This is a genomic window from Vibrio scophthalmi, assembly GCF_040869025.1.
Lineage (GTDB): Bacteria > Pseudomonadota > Gammaproteobacteria > Enterobacterales > Vibrionaceae > Vibrio > Vibrio scophthalmi.
Genome location: NZ_CP134272.1, coordinates 1,058,691 through 1,075,574, shown reverse-complemented (window position 1 = coordinate 1,075,574; position 16,884 = coordinate 1,058,691). Strand labels below are relative to the sequence as shown.

The 16,884-nt window shown below is 44.2% G+C and carries 12 protein-coding genes; 5 read left to right on the top strand and 7 right to left on the bottom strand.

What is annotated here, in order from left to right:
• Positions 1–6 precede the first annotated feature (6 nt).
• On the top strand, positions 7–1,104 hold the full coding sequence (locus tag RJD38_RS19790) for an autoinducer 2-binding periplasmic protein LuxP (RefSeq protein WP_005599399.1): 1,098 nt from the start codon (positions 7–9) through the stop codon (positions 1,102–1,104).
• Positions 1,104–3,671 (top strand): quorum-sensing autoinducer 2 sensor kinase/phosphatase LuxQ, encoded by a 2,568-nt coding sequence (gene luxQ, locus RJD38_RS19785; RefSeq protein WP_065546284.1) that lies wholly within the window; start codon positions 1,104–1,106, stop codon positions 3,669–3,671. The genes RJD38_RS19790 and luxQ overlap by 1 nt, the downstream gene beginning before the upstream one ends.
• 38 nt (positions 3,672–3,709) lie before the next feature.
• Here the strand turns inward: luxQ and RJD38_RS19780 are convergent, their stop codons facing one another.
• From RJD38_RS19780 to yccS, 4 genes are all read right to left on the bottom strand, one after another.
• Positions 3,710–4,369, bottom strand: coding sequence for a PilZ domain-containing protein (locus RJD38_RS19780; protein ID WP_367971474.1), 660 nt, complete (start codon positions 4,367–4,369; stop codon positions 3,710–3,712).
• A 66-nt stretch (positions 4,370–4,435) separates the two neighbouring features.
• Complete coding sequence (glpD, locus tag RJD38_RS19775; RefSeq protein ID WP_065546282.1) at positions 4,436–5,992, bottom strand: glycerol-3-phosphate dehydrogenase; 1,557 nt, start codon at positions 5,990–5,992, stop codon at positions 4,436–4,438.
• A 91-nt stretch (positions 5,993–6,083) separates the two neighbouring features.
• A complete protein-coding gene (locus tag RJD38_RS19770; RefSeq protein ID WP_005599390.1) occupies positions 6,084–6,293 on the bottom strand; it encodes a hypothetical protein in 210 nt (69 codons plus the stop codon).
• A gap of 273 nt (positions 6,294–6,566) precedes the next feature.
• Positions 6,567–8,747: a YccS family putative transporter gene (gene yccS / locus RJD38_RS19765; protein ID WP_065546281.1), complete on the bottom strand. Its 2,181-nt coding sequence runs from the start codon at positions 8,745–8,747 to the stop codon at positions 6,567–6,569.
• A gap of 199 nt (positions 8,748–8,946) precedes the next feature.
• Here yccS and helD point away from each other — a divergent pair, with 199 nt between their 5' ends.
• Positions 8,947–11,010, top strand: a complete 2,064-nt coding sequence (helD, locus tag RJD38_RS19760) for a DNA helicase IV (RefSeq protein WP_065546280.1) — start codon at positions 8,947–8,949, stop codon at positions 11,008–11,010.
• A 110-nt stretch (positions 11,011–11,120) separates the two neighbouring features.
• Here the strand turns inward: helD and RJD38_RS19755 are convergent, their stop codons facing one another.
• Both RJD38_RS19755 and torT read right to left on the bottom strand, forming a co-directional pair.
• Positions 11,121–11,576 (bottom strand): methylglyoxal synthase, encoded by a 456-nt coding sequence (locus RJD38_RS19755; protein ID WP_005599385.1) that lies wholly within the window; start codon positions 11,574–11,576, stop codon positions 11,121–11,123.
• A gap of 9 nt (positions 11,577–11,585) precedes the next feature.
• Positions 11,586–12,587 carry a TMAO reductase system periplasmic protein TorT gene (gene torT, locus RJD38_RS19750; protein ID WP_065546278.1) on the bottom strand — a complete coding sequence of 334 codons (1,002 nt, stop codon included), beginning with the start codon at positions 12,585–12,587 and terminating at the stop codon, positions 11,586–11,588.
• A gap of 80 nt (positions 12,588–12,667) precedes the next feature.
• Here torT and torS point away from each other — a divergent pair, with 80 nt between their 5' ends.
• Positions 12,668–15,553 (top strand): TMAO reductase system sensor histidine kinase/response regulator TorS, encoded by a 2,886-nt coding sequence (gene torS, locus RJD38_RS19745; protein WP_065546277.1) that lies wholly within the window; start codon positions 12,668–12,670, stop codon positions 15,551–15,553.
• A 65-nt stretch (positions 15,554–15,618) separates the two neighbouring features.
• On the opposite strand, the gene RJD38_RS19740 is transcribed toward torS, so the two are convergent.
• On the bottom strand, positions 15,619–16,245 hold the full coding sequence (locus tag RJD38_RS19740; protein ID WP_065546276.1) for a lysoplasmalogenase: 627 nt from the start codon (positions 16,243–16,245) through the stop codon (positions 15,619–15,621).
• Between the two features lie 229 nt (positions 16,246–16,474).
• Between RJD38_RS19740 and RJD38_RS19735 the strand changes: the two genes are divergently transcribed.
• Positions 16,475–16,852 (top strand): VOC family protein, encoded by a 378-nt coding sequence (locus tag RJD38_RS19735; protein ID WP_065546275.1) that lies wholly within the window; start codon positions 16,475–16,477, stop codon positions 16,850–16,852.
• Positions 16,853–16,884: the final 32 nt, after the last annotated feature.

Here is a 16,884-nt window from a genome sequence, read left to right as displayed (position 1 = left end):
AATTGTATGTATAAAACGGCTCTAGCTACGCTACTGTCTGTCTTCTCGTCCGTCGCGTTAGCGCATTCAACTCAAGTGTTAAACGGCTATTGGGAATACGATGAATATTTGTCGTCTCATCCAAGTCAAAAGGCCTTAACGGGTAAGCTCGCGCAAGCGGTGAGAGAGCATCCTGCAGCTATCAATGAAGTGCAAGATAGACCAATCTCAATCTCGGTAGTCTATCCAGGACAGCAAATCTCAGACTACTGGATTCGAAATATCAAAGCGTTTGAAGCTCGCTTAGATAAGTTAGGTATTAAGTATGAGATTAATCAGGTGTTTACTCGACCGAATGTCGATGTACGACAGCAAAGCTTGTCACTGCTTGAAGCAATTCAGAATAATTCTGATTACCTCATTTTTACACTAGATACCACTCGCCATCGAAAATTTATCGAACACGTGATTAGCTCGACCGACACTAAACTCATTTTGCAGAATATTACCACGCCAGTGCGCGCTTGGGATGATCATCAGCCATTTATGTATGTTGGTTTTGACCACCAGCTTGGCACACAGCACATCGAAAACTACTACAAAGAAAAAGCCGCAACCGGCAGTAAGTATTCCGTGTTGTACTTTTCAGAAGGCTACATTAGTGATGCGCGTGGAGATACCTTCATTGAAGAGATGAGCCATCATGACGGCTATAAGTTAAGTTCTTCATTCTACACCAAAGCGACCAGAGAATCGGGTTTCAACGCAGCCATGAATGCGGTGGAGAAGGATCCGGATATTTCATTTATTTATGCTTGTTCAACCGATGTCGCACTGGGTGCCGTCGATGCGTTAAAACAGCTTAAACGTGGCGATATTTTGGTTAACGGCTGGGGGGGAGGCACTGCTGAGTTAGAGGCGATTGAACAAGGTGATATTGATGTGACGGTGATGCGTATGAACGATGACACCGGCATAGCGATGGCTGAGGCCATTAAGTGGGACTTAGAAGGTAAGCAAGTTCCACATGTTTATTCGGGCGACTTTGAAGTGGTAACGAGTGCCGACAGCGGTGAAAAAATCGAACGCTTAAAGCGTCGTGCATTTAGGTACTCAGACCAATAATGAAACTGTGGAAAAGGCGAACGGGCAAACACCAACTTGCAACGCTATTAACGCATTCAATCTTTGTGACAATTGGTGTGCTTACCTTAGTGGTCGTGCTACAAAACTACCAAGTAAACCGCCAAGTGGTCACACAGGAAGTTGCTCGTTCAAAGCTACAAACATCGAGTCTGATACAAGAAATATTTACATTCAGGCTCGAATCAATCGAAATCCAGCAAGATAGCTACAGTCGAAGCTTATCGCTGGTCGATTCTTTACGCGGTGACAGTGAAGAAAACATCAGCTTATTCTTCAATGGCATTGACCAAATTGATCCCGATCTTTCGCCTGATTTTCGCTTTATCACCAAAGGCGAGCAGATGACGTGGAACGATGAAAATCACCGTTTTTATGGCATTGATGATCAGCAGTTGATGCACATTAGCCATGATCTTGTCACTGGCAGTGATTGGTATATCTCACAAACACCTTCTGCTATGGGGATGCGTTATCTGATGATTCGCCGTACCTCGTTAATAGCAATGAGTAATGGTGAGGTGGTCGGTGATCTTTATGTGGGCATTGTACTAAACAATAATTTTTCTCTTATTCGTGCATTGCTGGATGGCAGTAATGTCGATGAGGTTGTGTTGACGGTCGGCAGTGAAATCATCGCGAGTAGCCTTAAAACGAATGCTCGTCACATTCGATGGCTTGAAGAGTATTCGCCAGAGCTCAATGCCAATGATTTCATGGTTTCGAGGGTTGATTTAACCATCAACGATGTCGCTACTTTTATTACGGTTTACACCATTCAAGATAACTCTCATATCGCTTTATTGATGCAAGGTCACTACCTCTGGGTTGGTGCTGCACTATTGGTGATAGTGTTAATTGCGTTGTACAGCCGGTTTTGGCTCCGGTTGAGAGTGTCGAAAGAGTTGAATAACTTAATGGTCTACACCGAGCAGAGCATAGAAGCTAAGCAAGAACAACGGTTTGAAGGCTCTGAAATCGCGGAATTTAATACTATCGGCCAGTCGTTTCAGCGTTCGTTTAAAAGATTACGCGAACAAGAAAAGCAATTTACCGACTTGTTTAACTACTCACTGTCGCCAATGACCTTATGGGATACATCAGGCCAATTACTGCGAATGAATCCAGCTGCGGAACGTACATTCTGTAAAAGTGATGAACTCTATCAATTATTATTAGACAAGCTTATCCCACAGATTCGAATGGCGGCAAATGGGGCGTCATTGACGGGAATTAATATTGCCATCAGCGATAACACCTACCGTTGGAATTTCTCGCCCATCATTATAGATAACCAAACCCGACACATTATGGCGCAAGGACAAGATGTCACTAGCTTTGTCGAAGCAGAGCATCAAAGTAAAATGGCGCGTGAAGAAGCCGAAGAGTTAGCGCGGATTCGAGCGGACTTTTTGGCCAGAATGAGCCATGAGTTGCGCACACCGCTAAATGGCATCTTGGGTGTTTCTCAGTTGCTCAAAACCAATTTGACTAAAGCAAATGACATCGAGCATATGGATGTTTTGGTCAATAGTGGCGAACATCTATTAGCGGTACTGAACGATATTCTCGATTTTTCAAAAATTGAACAGGGTAAATTTCATATCCAAAGCCGAGATTTCAGATTGTATGAGATCGTCAATACGATAGAGAAAACTTATCGACCGCTGTGTGATGAAAACAATGTACAGTTTACGATGCAAAGTAATATCGATGCAGGGCAATGGGTTTGCAGCGACCAAATTCGCTTAAATCAGATCATGTTTAATTTGGTCAGCAACGCGGTTAAATTTACTCATTTTGGTTCAATTAATGTCAGTCTTAACCTCAAGGCTCATGGCGGCGATACGACACTGGATGTTGTAGTGGAAGATTCGGGCATTGGTATTGATGATTCACGCCTTCAGCATATTTTTGAGCCTTTTGTACAGGCAGAAACGACAACAACCCGTGAGTACGGGGGGAGTGGTCTAGGTTTAGCGATTGTTCATAGTTTAGTTGAATTACTCGAAGGTTCGATTTGGGTTGAAAGCGTCATTGGCGAGGGTACACGCTTCAATATTACGCTGCCGATTCAATTGCTTGACAATGAAGCATGCCCTGAAGACAACCAGTTGCTCGTGAAACCCGAAACACTATTTGATCGTCCATTAGAGGTATTGTTGGTTGAAGATAACCATACGAATGCTTACATCGCCCGTGCATTTTGTGAAAAATATGGAATGAAAGTGACTTGGGTTCAAGATGGCTACAACGCCATAGAGCATTTAAAACACAATCCGGCTCTCGATTTGGTTTTGATGGACAATCAGTTGCCGAGTTTGGGTGGAATAGAAGCGACCAAAATCATCCGTCAAGAATTGCATTCATCGGTGCCCGTCTATGCTTGTACGGCGGATGGTATGCATGATACCAAACGTGCTTTTATCGATGCGGGAGCAAATTATGTCATCGTTAAACCGATCAAAGAGAGCGCACTTAACAAAGCTCTGATTCATTATCGAGATACTTTTTTCCAAACTAGCCATGTTAGAAACGTAGATAAGTAACGCTCAGTGAGTCGGGATGACTGCTTACCCAGAGTGCTTTAGAGTGGCTTGGCTTGGAAGGATTTTTCAAGCAGCGTTTGTTTTAGTGTCTGGGTTAGCTCGATGGTGTGATCAAATTTGACACCGATTTTATGGCCGTGTTTGGTTTTCTCAATGCTTACGACAGAATAAGTTAACTCTTGTGGTAGCGCATTTGAAAGTTCACAGGCAATCTCTAGTACATGCTCTTTTTCGAAGTTGTTTTCACCCGCAATAGACAAAGCACAGCCTGTGATCGAAAAATCGGTCATGGTCGCTTCGTAGGTGACGGTGTTGGCGGTAACTTGGGCTGGGATGTTGATCGAGTAGCGCTCATAATTGCGAATCGGTTTCGATGCAAAATGTTGTGGCATACGGATCAACAATAACCCAGTTGGTGCGCTGATGCAGGCGAGTACAGAGCTCTTGAACGCAATGATATGGCCAAGTTTCGACTGTGTTACCGCTCGAACGACAACAGAAACGTTGTTCAGTTGGCGCATGACCAACATTTCTTGCGATTTTTTTGGCAACTCAACGATGAGATATTGGCCAAGCTTACACCCTATGTAATCGGCATTGTATGAGTGTGTGTCATTGGGGCCAAACTCAAGATTGATCGACAGCTTGAGGCCAGCGGTCAATAATGGGATGAGCTGATCAACGTTGTTTTGCGGCATAGTCATGAGCGTACGTGAAAAACTTATCGCCTACTATAACGTTGAATTACAACAAGTTGAACCGTATCACTTTAGGTGAAGATCATTTTGGGATCTTCGTCTGATGGAGAGTGCATTTTCAAGCCGCAGGAGCGCTTGTGCATCGCAATCAAAATGCAGTTTGCTTCTGCGTCTCACAATGTCATCCGCGGTGAAGGCCCACTCATTTTCGACCAAATAATCTAATTCAAAGCGGTGTAAGTCAGCAATGATGATTTCGTTATGAGTCTCGGCATTTTTCACAACATCCCACACGGCAGTACCATACTGAGCCACGAGTCTTGCAACGGTTGTTGCTGCAAGCGAGGGATGTGCGCTGGTGACTTGATTGAGTAGTACCGCTCTTTGCAGGCCAATAGAGCCGGGAAGGGGGGCTGTCGGTTCTGAATGTGGCGGTGATAAGGCAAGAAAAGGTTCTAACGCTTTGATAACCTTTACGGAAAGCTTACGGTAAGTGGTTAATTTACCGCCGAAAACTGTGACGAGAGGTGGAGCATTATGCACTGACTGTATTGTCAGATCATAGTCGCGGCTGAGCGCTTGCGCCGACATCGGCTTTTGTTCATTATTACTAGTATCCTTCGCCATGTCCTCGAATAAGGGGCGAACACCGCTAAAGTTATCAATGACATCACTCGTATCAAGTTGACGGGTGAAAAATTGGTTAGTGAGCGAAAGCAAATAGGCGGTTTCCTCGTCACTTGTTGTCGCGCTATAAGCATCCCCTTCAAATGGGATATCGGTAGTACCAATCATTGAAAAACGGTCAAGGTAAGGAATAACAAAGACGATTCTTTTATCCTTATTTTGCAAAACGTAGGCGTGTTCTCCTTGATAGAGCTTAGGCACGATGAGGTGCGATCCTTTCACTAAACGCATTCTATGTGGGCTTGTTTCTGGCGTGTATTGCTCAATAAAAGAAGCAGCCCAAGGGCCCGTTGCGTTAATTAATACGCGGCTATAGCGAATGGATTTCAGATTTGTTTGCTGATCAAAAATAGTTACCTTCCATAACCCACGCTCGTATTCACTCTTAATCACTTGGCAATAATTACGCACTTCAGCGCCTGCTAAACGGGCTTGCTGCAAGTTAGCTATTACCAAACGGGCGTCGTCAATCCAGCAATCAGAATACTCAAACGCGGTGGTTATGTTTTTTTCTAAACCATCGGCTGGGTCGACTTTCATTTGTCGGGAAGGCTTAAGAATGCAGCGCCTGGCAAGATGATCGTATAAAAATAGTCCGGCTTTGATTTGCCATTTTGGCCGTAGATGGGATAAGTGAGGCAGGCGAAAGCGCATAGGTTTAATCAGATGAGCGGCTTTAGTGAGCAAAATCTCTCGTTCTTTAAGCGCTTCTTTGACTAAACGAAATTCGCCATATTCAAGATAGCGCAATCCGCCGTGGACGAGTTTTGAACTGGCTGAAGAGGTTGCACAGGCAAAGTCCTTTGCTTCGAACAACCCGACACGTAGTCCACGATTGGTCGCTTCTGCAGCAATACCCGCGCCGTTAATGCCACCGCCAACAATGATGACATCGAGCGTGGAATCTTGGTTTATTATCGACTTGCCTTTGCTCACTATAAGTTCCTGATATCAGGGCTAATAGTGGTAATTATAGACAAACGCTAATAACGGAATGTGAAAATTATCTAATAACCAACAAACAACATTAAAACAGGCTGTTGATCAAGCGTTGCTCTTCATCAGTAACTTTAAATCGGGCGCTATCATCCAATTTGGTATTGATGACACCACGTAACTCCCGTAACTGGCTTGGCGTGAGTTGATGCAAGCTCGCTTTGAGTAACTCGAGTCTTTTTGAGTCATGGTATGAGCGCTGAAGATAGGTCGTTGTTCTGGCGTTGTGGACAGTTGCCATTAGAGTCCCCTTGTTTTGAAAGCAAAACTAAGCCGCGCCACATCCTTATGGTAATCGTTTTATTTTGGTCGTCGCATCAGTGCGTGCTTAGAGGCATTTAGAATAGATAACTGAGGGGAAATAATGTCCGAATTGTGTCAGCTAAAGGCGAGAACTCGGTGAAACTGACATTCGTTTTAGGCTACTTCTGCAGCCACTGTGTGTAATCTATAACTCAGAATTACCCACAGTGACGCATTGATAAATAGCGCTGTTATTGCACTAGACCACTTGTTACTGAGCGCTTTGCTCTGTTTCAGACGAGTGGTTAACTCGTACCGAGAATTTGCTCGCCAGTGAGTGCAGTTCTGGCAGCATGCGATAAATCAAATAGAGCTGCTGTAGCACCATTCTCGCCGAACTGTCATCTTCATCGCGCCATTCTGCAAGGCGAGCTTCCAGTGCAGGGTCATCAATATTTGACGTCGTGCACTCCGCAGATTGATCGTTTAATTGGCAGTAGAGAGATTCAAGGTGATGGTGAATCACACGGTGCGATTGCAAAACAAGTTGGTGAGTACAATCATTGTCGATTCGCGTTCGATGAGCGCCTAAGGCCGAAATATAGCTCAGTAGGGCATGATTGAGCGTTAACAGACGGAAACTTTCATCCACGGCTGAGAGATATTTACCCGGTTCCACCAACATCGCACTGATCGCTGACGTTAAATTGGCATCTTGGTTGTGGGCATTACGACGTGCGATACGGTAGGCGAGGCTATCATTTTTACCAATACGATACTGGCCAATAATCTGTGCGAGGTAATCCTTATTGGAGCGAATACCTTCAGCCATCACTTTATGTAAACGCTTCGATTGCCAATCAGGTAGGATGAAGGTGACGGCCGCAACGGCAAGCGCGCAGCCAATCAATGTATCGGCTAATCGCGGTAACACGACAGCATAACCTTCGCCAAGCTGATTAAAACAGAACAACACTAACAGAGTAATAAATCCGGTCGCATAACCATAATTGGCGATACGAAAAGCAAAGAATGCCACACCAGAAATGACGATAAACACCAATTGGCTTTCTTGGGACGGGAATATAGCCAGCAGTGGCGCCCCTACAAGTAGCCCCACCAGAGTACCTAATACTCGCGCCACCAGTTTTTGTTTTGTCGCACTGTAGTTAGGTTGGCAAACGAATAGGGTGGTTAGCAAGATCCAGTAGCCACGTTCAATATCAAACAATTGAATAATGCCATAACCGAGGGTTAAGGCGATCGACATCCGAATTGCATGACGAAACAGCATCGAATCTTTGTTGAGATTAGAACGAATGCGCTGCCACATGATCTTTGGCGTGTGTGCATCAGTATCGTCAAGAACCCCTTCCTCTAAACGGCTGACATCTGGGTTGTTGACGTTACTCAGCTGTCTATCGACCGTGGCTAGGTTATTAAATAGATAACCGAGTTGCGAGAGTAACGAACGCCATTCGGGTTTGTTCTGTTGCTGTAAATAGGTAAGAGAGGCCTGCAATTCATCGAGTGCCAAGATGGAGTCGGTATATTGAAAGTCCTTACCTAAACGGATTGCCGTCGCGATTTCTCGGCATGCTTTGGCCTGAACTTGCAATAAGTGTTTAAAACGAAAGAGGACGTCAGAACGATCAAAATGCGATGCCAGCTCTTGATAACGATAATGGCTCGAACTAGCACGTTCGTGAATATCTTGGGCGATAAAATAGATATTGAGGAAACGGTCACTGGCACCATCGATATGGCCACGCTTGGAGCGACTCAGTAATGTGGCCTTGCATTGATTTAGCGCGGTAACGGTCAATGCGTTGAGGTTTGCCTCTTTAATTCGATAAGGCTGGGGATGAAGGTCGGCAACAGGGTGAAAGAGTTCACTTTTCGCATCGAGATAATTGCCTAGCTCATAAAAAACTTTGGATAGACTTTGTTGTACCGGTTGGGTTGGCCAAAACGCATGCCAGATCATCGACATCAAATAGTACCAAGCGGCACCACTGAGTAACATTAATGGCTGAAACCAAAGGTTGGTGCTTTCGTGAGCCCCTAACATGGCATAGATAGCGATCAATAACGAACCAAAGGCAATACTGGCATATCGAGGACCAATCGCCCCCAGCATAATAAAGCCGAAGGTAGAGACAAACAGACCAATGGCAAACAGTGGTGGATATTTGAAAAGTACTTCAATCGAAACGGAGGCAACAGCGAAGCAAATAAAAGTGATCGTGAGAGATTTAAGACGACCAGTAAAGCTATCCTCACTTTCGGCTAATGCAGCGGCGATCACCCCAAGGATCAACGGGATGACCAACGAGTTAAGTTGGTAATACCAAGTTGGAATGACAACACCTAACAGGGTGGTCAGTATTAACAGACTGTAATTAAACGTCTTATTAGCCCAATAGAGGCGGAGTTGACTCAAAAAATGCACTGTAATTCCAAATTTTACCGTAACTGAGAGCGAATCATAGCAGAGTCTCTATGGTAAACTTCTGATACAGATAAAGAAATAAGTTTAGTTGTTGATAAATTAAGCGTCGCGATTATTGACAACGAATTTTCAATTCCTTTTTCAAATCGGAACAAGGATACGATATGATAAAAGCAACAGAATCCATAGGCTTATTACAATGCAGCTAACTGCAAACAAGACTGCAAAGTTCTTCATCCAAAACGAATATCATCATGTTAGCCTCGATAACGATTTTATCGTATTGAGCTCAGAAAGCTGTGAAGAGCGCATTCCCTTTAATATCTGGAACGGTCGCGTTGAACTCAAGCGTGGGTTAATCTGGGGTGGATTGCAGTTTTTCGCACATCCTCAAGATAAACGTCAACAAAGTTGGCTTGTGCAAGGTTTGCCGTGGGAAAAATGCCGCCAATTTGCGCGCTACGCAATCAATCATTATCAGCATTGGCATAACGAGCAATGTCGTCAGTTAGTGGAACATTTACCGCAGTGGGAAGAGCAGGTCAGTGTATTCCATCGTGCACAAAGCTTTGTCACTCATGCTCAAGTTTCACAATGGCTTGATACGGTAAACCAAGATTTTAGTGCTATGTCGATGTCGCTAGAAGATGCGGCGCTGCGTATTCCCAAGCGGATGAGCAAAATAGCCCCATGGATCACCGATTCCGAGCAACAGCTTGAACAGCGTAATCATGACTGGATGCTCAATGAACTGGACAATTGGAAAGTACTATTCTCGCAAATTGAATCGTCACCTCTCAATCTATCACAGCAAAAAGCGGTATTGCTTAACGACAATAATAACCTTGTCTTAGCCGGCGCTGGTTCAGGTAAAACCAGTGTGCTTACCGCGCGTGTGGCCTACTTGCTGCAAAGCCATTTAGCGCAAGCTTCAGAAATATTAATGCTTGCGTTTGGTCGAGAAGCGGCCCAAGAAATGAGCCAGCGACTAAGCAGTAAGATTGGTTCAGGTTCTGAGCCGGTGAAAGTGAACACATTCCATCAGCTTGGTTTGCAGATTTTGCGTCATGTGGAAGGGGATCAAGTTTCGATTTCTCAAGTAGCGACCAATGACAATTTACGTCAAGCCTGGTGTACTGATTGGTTAAAACGCCATTGGATGACCCCCACTAGCTACAAACGCTGGCAAAAACATCTATCGCAATGGCCAATTGCCTATATTGCCGGTGACGAAGAGTTAGGCAGTCATGTAGAAAATCCGAAATTAATCGCTTGGTTAGATACTCAGTTGAGCCAACTAGCGGCGATGGAATGCAGCAAAAAGCAGATCCAGCAACAGCTGGTTGAACATCGTGAATATACACGGCTTAACAGCGAGTTAGCACTAGTGTGGCCATGTTATCAAGCGTGGCTAGAAATGCTGAAAGAACAAAATGAAATCGATTTTAACAGCATGATAAGCCGTGCAACCAGTTACGTGCAAAAAGGCAAATTTACCTCACCTTGGAAATACATCATGATTGATGAATACCAAGATATTTCGCCGCAGCGATTGGCATTAGTGGAAGCACTGTGTAACCAAAGCAAACACCAAGACTGCGTGCTATTTGCCGTAGGGGATGATTGGCAGTCAATCTACCAGTTTGCGGGTGCAGATGTCGACTTGACCACTGGCTTTGCTGAACGTTTCCCTAACTCTACGTTACACTATCTCGATACAACGTATCGCTTTAATAACCAATTGGGTAACGTTGCCAATACCTTTATTCAGCAAAACCCTAACCAGTTGGAAAAAGAACTCAAGAGCCACAAAGAGCAAAAAGGCAAAGCAGTTACCTTGTTGCCAATGGCGAATGTTGAGAAGGTACTCGATCAATTAGATCGTAAAGCGAAGACAAAGCAAACGGTATTAATTTTAGGCCGCAATCACTACCACAAGCCAGAGTTGTTTACCGATTGGCAGAAACAGTTTAATCAACTCGATATTGAGTTTATGACTTGTCACGGTAGTAAGGGTAAAGAGGCGGACTACGTAGTGATTGTCAATGTCGATGAAGGCCAGTTTCCTGCGCGAGTGAAAGCAATTCACCTCAATGGTGCATTAACGCAATCGAACGATGATTTCGCTTATGCAGAAGAGCGACGTCTATTTTATGTGGCATTAACCCGTGCGAAGAAAAAAGTATGGGTGGCGTATAAAGGCAGTGGTTCTACTTTTGTCAAAGAGCTACTTAACGATGATTATCCAGTGAACCAAGCATAGTTAGCATTAAGTCAGTGTTAAACGTTGTATAAAAAACCGAAGCCAATGCTTCGGTTTTTTCTTATCTCAGACTGAAATCAGCACTTGCCGTTAAACATTGATAGCAAGAATTAAATACGCTCGGCAATGTATGCGTCGTAATCTGGAATTTCGATGTCTACTTCTTGCTCGATAAGATCTGAGCTAAAGAGAAATTTAGCGGTGGCACGGTTCGTGGCAACCGGAATGTTCCATACACTCGCGATACGTAGAAGGGCTTTTACATCTGGATCGTGTGGAACGGCATTGAGGGGATCCCAGAAGAAAATCATCACATCAATTTTACCTTCAGAAATCAACGCACCTAACTGTTGGTCGCCGCCCATCGGGCCACTGATCATGCTCTTAATTGCAAGGCCAGTTTCTTTACTTAGCATATGGCCAGTTGTGCCCGTTGCGTAAAGAAAGTGTCGTTGAAGTTTCTCTTTGTTCTCTTTTACCCAACGCAACAGCTCTGGCTTGCAGTTATCGTGAGCGACCAGCGCGACATGTTTATGTGCTGGCATAGTACGCGTTGTTTTTTGCATCTAATATTCCTAATTATTGATATAAAACGTAGGGCGATACTCTGAAGGAGACAGAGACTCGGCGATCACTTTAGGGTTGAGACTATTCGGTGTCAAAGCTTCTATGATAGGAGCTTCAATTTTTTCATATTGCATCCCATTCAGGTAATGAATCGCCTGTTGAATCGAGAGACGTCCTTGCTTAACCATTTTGTCGGTTGGGGCAAATTCGACACGATTTCGTAGCAAACCGCGATACACGCCATGACTAAGGTAAGTGGAGATGAGACCGATTTGTCCGGTTTTTCCTGCAGAACGCAATTCACTGATTGCCGCTTCAATTGCCACAGCGCTACCCACGATGTAGTCGATTTGATCACCTTCAATCGCCTTTTGCACTAGATTGCGTTGTAGCTCTTTATCATTATCAGCCCAATACGTTTCCGTGATGCGGACATCGCTGTCTTTAATAGCGGCCAGTAGCCCCTGAATAACGGGTTTCGTTCCACCGCTTGATTTCGGTCCAGGTAACAAGGCGACATTAGTGATGCCAGTGCCTAGTGGATGTTTACGCTTGAGGTATTCGCCGGTGTAGTAACCCATCCAGTACCAATCAACGCCTACTTCACCTTTGAGGAGGCTTTCTGTCTCTTTATCGACAATCAGTTTATTCACAGTGGCGAAAATGGGGGTATTACCAACATAGCTTTTCAGATCAGAGAAGTAGATATCAGGTGCTACAGTACCTAGAATAATTGCGTCGGCATTCCAGTTTGTACACAGCGCAAGCTGTTCTTTTTGTTTTTCGTGGTTTGGGTAGCCACCGGCTTCGAGTACTCGTAGTTGAACGTTGTTTTTACGTGCTTCGTCCACCATGCCATAGTTAACAGATAACCAGTAGGAATCTTTGAGGTGAGGGTAAATGGCACAAATTCGTAACGGCTCTTTGGCGACAGAATGAACGCTAAACAATAAGCATGAAAGAAGAAGTGAAATTTTGATAAAGCTATTGGGCACAGAAACAAATGGCATGACGGTTTTCGTTGGATTAAATAGTGTAAACACTGCAGAATATAGCGCATTCTGAGAGAGTTAAGAAGTGATGAATTCCCATGTTACTTGCTAAAGCCAGCATTGGCCGTAAGTTGTTGTTTGCTTTTTTGGCGATGGCACTGTTGGTTCTTATGTCGTCCGTTATCGGCGTTTTTGGTTTTTCGTTTGTGGCGAAAACCGAACGAAATGTAGTTAATTCCGCGATCCCTTCGATGATAGAGGCTCGTCAAGTAGCAGAGCTTAGCTCACGCATTATCTCGTCGGTGCAAAACCTAACCAATGCGCGAACCGAAGCGCAACGTAAACAATCGGGTAAGGAGCTGTTTGATCAATTGGAAGCCTTACTGACTCATATCAAACAATTAGGCTCAGATTCTTTTGATTCTCAGTTACTTAAATCTCTTGAAACGAATGTACAGCAGATAATCAACACGTTGGGCAAGCTCGGCATCGTCGTCGAGAAGAAGCTGTTTCTTGAACACGATTTAATTGTACGCACGGAAGATATGCGTACTCTTGCCCAAGAATTGGAGCAACTTACTCGCACGCAAGTCTCAAATACCAGCACTATTGCGGTGGCGAACGTCACGCACATTTATGATTTGCTAGCAAAAAAGCAAACAGAGAAAGCCTACCAAGCACTTGATGCTTTAGTCGAAGTTGACTTGGATCTCTCTGAGCGCTTGCATGAACTGCATCTATTAGCGTTCCAAATGCTAAATCAAATCGAAGAAATTCGCACGATTAACGATACTAAGCGATTAAGCAGTATTCGCGAGCAGTTCAATAATAACTTATCAATCATGAAGCGCCGCGTAACGGCAGTGGAAGATCCGACACGCTCAGTACAAATGTCTGAACTTCTCACCCAACTTGATAAGCGTGGGGTCGTATTTGATGTTGTGTTACAACGTCACGATAACGAGCAAGAATCACATCAGTTGATGCTCGATACGCTCAATCAATTCACAGCACTGAATACGACCGTTAATAAGTTGGTGGATGATTCCAACCAAGCAACAACGGAAGCGGTAGACGAGTTAAAAACCACCCTGAATTTTGCCCAATTGACCCTTACTATCATAACCGTGTTAGGGATGATAATCGTGGTACTCATCGTATGGAAAGTGGTTTACGTGTCGGTGTTAAAGCGATTAGCGGAGTATTCTTCTGCGTTGCTATCGATTGCTCAAGGACAATTGAAGGTCGATATTACGGTAAAAGGTAACGATGAATTGGCGCATATGGGACAAGCGATCATCACTGCGCGAAATACCGCCCATGCATTGAAAGTGGTGGCGGAGAGTGAACGCACCGCTAAGCGTGAGCTTGAAGAACATAAAGGGCAATTAGAGGAGCTGGTCACTGAGCGTACACATCAGTTACAAGAGGCGAACAAGCGTCTTAACCTTGAAGTGGTTAACCATACATTAGCGCGTCAAGAAGCAGAGCAGGCGAGCCGTGCAAAGTCTGCATTCCTTGCGACCATGAGCCATGAAATTCGTACGCCAATGAATGGTGTGTTAGGTACGGCTCGTCTACTTAAAGATGCCGGGCTAAATGCTCAACAGACTTACTATGTTGACATCATTAACCGCAGTGGCAAAACCTTGCTTGCGATCCTCAACGATGTGCTTGATTACTCGAAAATTGAAGCGGGTCACTTAGAAATTCGCCCGGTTGATTTCAATCTTCACTATATGGTTGAAGATGTTCATCAACTGTTAACCGGCCGAGCGAAAGAGAAACACCTTGAACTGAACACCATCATCGAAAGTGATATCGCGCCATTTTGGTATGGCGATGTTACGCGTATTAGCCAAGTACTGACTAACCTAGTTGGTAACGCCATCAAGTTTACTGATGATGGACATGTTGATATCTACGTTTCATTAGAAGATGAAAATCAGGTGATGTTCGAAGTATCAGATTCGGGTATTGGTATTTCGCCACAAGAAATGGAAACACTGTTTGATGCCTTTACACAAGCGTCGGGTGGGTTAGGTGTTAAAGGTGGTACTGGACTTGGTTTAGCGATCAGTAAGCGTATCGTAGAGGCGATGGGCGGTACACTAAACGTGGAATCCGAAGTCGGTCAGGGGAGCCGGTTCTGGTTTACCGTTCCACTTGAATTAGGACAAGAAGTCGCGAAGAAGGAGAGTCAGAATCAATGCGTTCTGAGTGCCAAGGTGTTGTTGGTGGAAGATAATCCAGTTAACTGCCTGGTTGCAGAAGGATTCCTGACAAATTTAGGCCACCAAGTCGTGATTGCAGAAACCGGTGAAGAGGCTAAGCAATTGTTTGTCGAAGACAAGTTCGATATTGCCTTGTTGGATATTAACCTACCTGATTGTGATGGCCGCGACTTGTTAGAGCAGCTTCGTCAAATGGAGCAAGATGCACAAATACCAGCGGCAGATCTAACGCCTTTTGTTGCCGTATCAGCGCATGTCTATAACGAAGAAGTTGAGAGTTATCTTGCGGCAGGTTTTGATGGTTACTTACCGAAACCGCTAGATAAAGAAGCGTTATGTGAACTTATTCAGAATCATCTGGAAGGAAAGACTTTGTTACTCGATCAGGCTAATTTGCCTCAACCTTGCACCAACCACCTAAGCGTCATTAATGAAGCGGTGATCCTTGATGATCTCAACGTGCTTGGTAAAGAAAAAATGCAGCACATTGTGGAATTGTTCCTCAATGGCAGTGATGAGATATTAGCCTTACTGACTGATGCAGAACAGGCGAATGACAACGTTCAAGTGAAGCAGTTGGCGCATAAATTGAAAGGTTCAGCAGGAAGTTTAGGCTTAATGGCTCTCCACCAAGTGTGTGCCGATATTGAGAGTGCCAGCAACCCGAGGCAGACCTACCAAATTTCGAAAACTAAACTGGTCGACGTTTTACAAGAGTCCAAGTTGGCATTATTAGCGATAGTCGCCTAAATATAGTCAGCAAAATAATGATAACTTTTAGTTGTTCAATAACGGATTAGTAAAGAGTAACAAGATTAGATCATCCAAATGGCCGATAGGGCAATTAACGATTGTGCGGTGTAGTAAGTGAACATTACGACATGGCGAGAAAAATCGGAACTTGCTCTAAATCGGTCAATGGCTAAAACCAAATCCGACATAATAAAAATGATCGCTCCAATACCCGCTAACACACCGATGTGTTCTGGAGAGGTTTGCCACGCTTGAATCGCATTCCAAGCCATAAACAAAATAGCAGCTATATAACAGCCTACATGCCAGCGAACCTTTTTCATATTTGGCGCCAACAAGAGAAAGATCACCACGCCACTAAACGCTAATAAGATAGGCAACAACAGATTCGTGTAACTCGGAATAATGAGCGAGAAAGCGAATCCGTAGCAGATCTGTACCGTTAAAAAACACCACAAACCAGCGCGAAAATGATCCTTGGGCGACATCAGAAGTGCATCGCCTAATACCGACAAAGATAGCCCTAAAGCAATGAGATGATTGTAGTCGTTGTTGTGACTTGGACTGCCAACCACCAGCAACGCAAGTAATACCGCTGGGATAGGCTTGCTAAGGTAGAATAACCAACGCGGCCCATGGCTAATCGTGTAAATATGCACTAAGCAAAATGAAACAATAGCAAACCACATATTTTTCCTTTAGATATAAACCATCTGTATTGATCCCCGTAACCTTAGCGGTTGTTACTCAAAATTTCTATATGATGTTGAAAATTATTAAGCTTTTACCCGTCGTCTAATAGAAAAGTTTGGATTTATTGAATGTGGTAGTCATAAAGAGCAATTTGTATGTGAAAGTGGTCAATTTTGTCTGCTAGCCACTATTCTTATCAGACCTATATGTACAGAGGTCAAGGGTATGATTAATCCTGTTTGTTGGTTTGAAATCTATGTAGATGACGTTGAACGAGCGAAAGCATTTTATCAAGATGTCTTTAACGCTGTTCTTGAACGCATTGAAACACCGGATGGATCAAATATTGAAATGTGGGCTTTTGGTTCGGATATGGAATCTTATGGTGCGACGGGCACAATTGTTAGAATGCCGGGTATGGCGGCTGGAGGGAATAGCGTCATCGTTTATTTTTCTTGCGAGGATTGTTTAAACGAAGAACAGAAAGTTGTCGCAGCTGGAGGTAAGGTCATTCAGCCCAAAATGTCGATCGGCGAGCATGGGCGGATCTCATTAGTAAGCGATACGGAAGGCAATATTACCGGATTGCATTCTAGCCAATAATCTTTCTTCGTTGATTTGAAACGCGATCGACA

Coding starts and splice junctions, on each gene's coding strand:
- RJD38_RS19790 (WP_005599399.1), top strand. CDS start 7: ATGTATAAAACGGCTCTAGCTACGCTACTGTCTGTCTTCTCGTCCGTC.
- luxQ (WP_065546284.1), top strand. CDS start 1,104: ATGAAACTGTGGAAAAGGCGAACGGGCAAACACCAACTTGCAACGCTA.
- RJD38_RS19780 (WP_367971474.1), bottom strand. CDS start 4,369: ATGCCGCAAAACAACGTTGATCAGCTCATCCCATTATTGACCGCTGGC.
- RJD38_RS19770 (WP_005599390.1), bottom strand. CDS start 6,293: ATGGCAACTGTCCACAACGCCAGAACAACGACCTATCTTCAGCGCTCA.
- helD (WP_065546280.1), top strand. CDS start 8,947: ATGCAGCTAACTGCAAACAAGACTGCAAAGTTCTTCATCCAAAACGAA.
- RJD38_RS19755 (WP_005599385.1), bottom strand. CDS start 11,576: ATGCAAAAAACAACGCGTACTATGCCAGCACATAAACATGTCGCGCTG.
- torT (WP_065546278.1), bottom strand. CDS start 12,587: ATGCCATTTGTTTCTGTGCCCAATAGCTTTATCAAAATTTCACTTCTT.
- torS (WP_065546277.1), top strand. CDS start 12,668: ATGTTACTTGCTAAAGCCAGCATTGGCCGTAAGTTGTTGTTTGCTTTT.
- RJD38_RS19740 (WP_065546276.1), bottom strand. CDS start 16,245: ATGTGGTTTGCTATTGTTTCATTTTGCTTAGTGCATATTTACACGATT.
- RJD38_RS19735 (WP_065546275.1), top strand. CDS start 16,475: ATGATTAATCCTGTTTGTTGGTTTGAAATCTATGTAGATGACGTTGAA.